Raw genomic sequence first — 2,510 nt, 5'->3', positions numbered from 1 at the left:
GCGCCTCACCGAACGTTTCTACCGCGTGGACAAAGCGCGTTCGCGCGCCACCGGCGGCAGCGGCTTGGGGCTGGCAATCGTGAAGCACGCGCTGGGCCATCACAACGCGCGGCTGGAAATCACCAGCGTGCCGCATCAGGAAACCTGCTTTAGCTTCCTGCTGCCGCCACGGTTGATTGTGGCTAACTTGATGCAAGAGCGTGTTAATTAAAGTCGTAGGGTCGCCATTCATGGCGACCGTCTCCCTGTGTTTGCCGGTGCGCATAAATGCGCACCCTACGAAAACCTCGCCAAATAACCGTTGCGTCGCCAATCATTGCGACCGAATCACGATGTTTGCCGGTGCGCATGAATGCGCACCCTACGAAAATCCCGCCGAATAATTGTAGGGTCGCCATTTATGGCGACCGATTCCCCCTCACTGACAACCTTTACGCAATTTATTGCGCGATAAATCACGCCGCTCCAGAATAGGCGTCTCATTAAATTGCGGAATCGCCAATGAAATCGCTGTTGATCTCCCTCTTGCTGCTTTGCTCTGCTTTGGCACACGGCCAACAAACCATGCTAACCGGCAATCTGAGCAGCGTCGGATCGGATACGTTGGGTTATCTGATGACCTTGTGGGGCGAAGATTTTAGCCGCCAGTCGCCGGGTGTGAACGTTCAGGTTCAGGCGGCGGGATCGTCTACCGCACCGACCGCGCTGGCCGCCGGTGCTGCACAATTGGGCGCGATGAGCCGCCCGATGCAGATCGACGAACGTCAACTGTTCATTGCGCGCTACGGCTATCCGCCGCTGGCGGTGCCGGTGGCGATGGATGCGCTGGTGGTGGTGGTCAATCAGGACAATCCACTGCCGCGCATCGCGCCGCAACAACTCGATGCGCTGTTCTCCATTACGCGCCTGTGCGGCGGGCATCAGGTGCCACAGCGCTGGGGCGATCTCGGTTTGAGCGATAATCAATGGGCAACGCGCAGCATTCAGCGTTATGGCCGTAACTCGGCGTCGGGTACCTGGGGTTTCTTCAAGCAGCAGGCGCTGTGTAAAGGCGATTTTCGTGCTGACGTCGCAGAATTCCCCGGTTCCGCTGCGGTGGTGCAAGCCGTTGCCGCCACGCCTAACAGCATCGGTTACGCCAGTTTTGGCTTTCATCTCAGCGGCGTGAAAATGCTGCCGGTGGTAACAACGAACGGCGATAGCGTGATGCCGGATGCCGAATCCATTCGCAGCGGCCGCTATCCGTGGTCGCGCCCGCTTTACATCTACGTCAATAAAGCGCCCGGCAAACAGCTGCCGCCGCTGGTGAATGCCTTTCTGCATCAGGTGTTGTCGCCACAAGGCCAGCGTCGGGTGAGCGAGGCCGGTTATCTGCCGTTGTCAGATAGCCAGATGGCGCAAGCGCGGGCGGCCATTGAGGGAAATTGAAGAACGTGCATCTGAACATGAAATAGTTTCATGTAAGCTGAATTTTCTTCCGTTGCCGAAATTGTAACAGCGTGGCATCCTTCTTGGACATATAGCCGTCCAGATGGCTAAAATAACCCAGCGAAATTATACCCTGACGCAACTAAGCGCTCAGCGAGGAGATAAGATGCCACGTCACAACCCATTCCGCGCCGATACCGTCGGCAGTTTTCTGCGTCCCGCTGCCATCAAGCAGGCGCGTGTGCAGTTTGCCAATGGCGACATCAATGCTGATCAACTGCGTCAGGTGGAAGATCGTGAAATCCGTCATGTGGTGGAGCAGCAGCGCGCCAACGGCCTGCAGATCGTTACCGATGGTGAATTCCGTCGCGCATGGTGGCACTTCGACTTCTTCGGCGATCTGCACGGCGTAGAGTTGTTCGAAGCGGAGCAGGGCATTCAGTTCAATGGCGTGCAGACCAAAGCGCACGGCGTGAAAGTCACCGGTAAAGTGGCCTTTAATCCTGAACACCCAATGCTGGATCACTTCCGCTTTCTGCAAAGCGTGGCGGGCGATGCGGTTGCCAAGATGACCATTCCCAGCCCAAGCGTGCTGCATTTCCGCGGTGGTCGCAAGGTGATCGATGCTACGGTCTATCCCGATCTGAAAGAATACTTCGCCGATCTGGCGCAGACCTATAAAGACGCGATTAAAGCGTTTTACGCGGTAGGCTGCCGTTATCTGCAGCTGGATGACACGGTGTGGGCCTATCTGTGCTCTACCGAACAGCAGCAGCAGATCCGCGAACGCGGTGAAGATCCGCAGGAACTGGCGCGCATCTATGCTGACGTGCTGAATACCGCGCTGGAAGGTAAGCCAGAGGATCTGACCGTCGGGTTGCATGTGTGTCGCGGCAACTTCCGCTCTACCTGGATCTCCGAAGGTGGCTATGAGCCGGTCGCTGAAGTGCTGTTTGGCGGCGTGAATATCGATGCTTTCTACCTTGAGTATGACAACGAACGTTCAGGTGGCTTTGAGCCGCTGCGCTTCCTCAAGCCGGGTCATCAGCAAGTGGTGCTGGGTTTAATCACCACCAAAACCG

General features: G+C 57.0%; 3 protein-coding genes. All 3 read left to right on the top strand.

Going from position 1 to position 2,510, the window contains the following annotated elements:
• The coding region (locus RTY00_RS23400) for an ATP-binding protein (RefSeq protein ID WP_312666558.1) at positions 1-211 on the top strand (211 nt) is incomplete at its 5' end.
• A gap of 290 nt (positions 212-501) precedes the next feature.
• Positions 502-1,428 (top strand): PstS family phosphate ABC transporter substrate-binding protein, encoded by a 927-nt coding sequence (locus tag RTY00_RS23395; RefSeq protein WP_312666557.1) that lies wholly within the window; start codon positions 502-504, stop codon positions 1,426-1,428.
• Between the two features lie 166 nt (positions 1,429-1,594).
• Positions 1,595-2,510: 5-methyltetrahydropteroyltriglutamate--homocysteine S-methyltransferase (locus tag RTY00_RS23390; RefSeq protein ID WP_312666556.1), on the top strand; the 916-nt coding region annotated here is incomplete at its 3' end.

The sequence above is a fragment of the Pantoea sp. CTOTU49201 genome, assembly GCF_032054795.1.
GTDB classification, from domain to species: domain Bacteria; phylum Pseudomonadota; class Gammaproteobacteria; order Enterobacterales; family Enterobacteriaceae; genus Pantoea; species Pantoea symbiotica.
The sequence above is the reverse complement of the archived record's forward strand: the minus strand, read 5'-3'. Positions and strand labels throughout refer to the sequence as shown.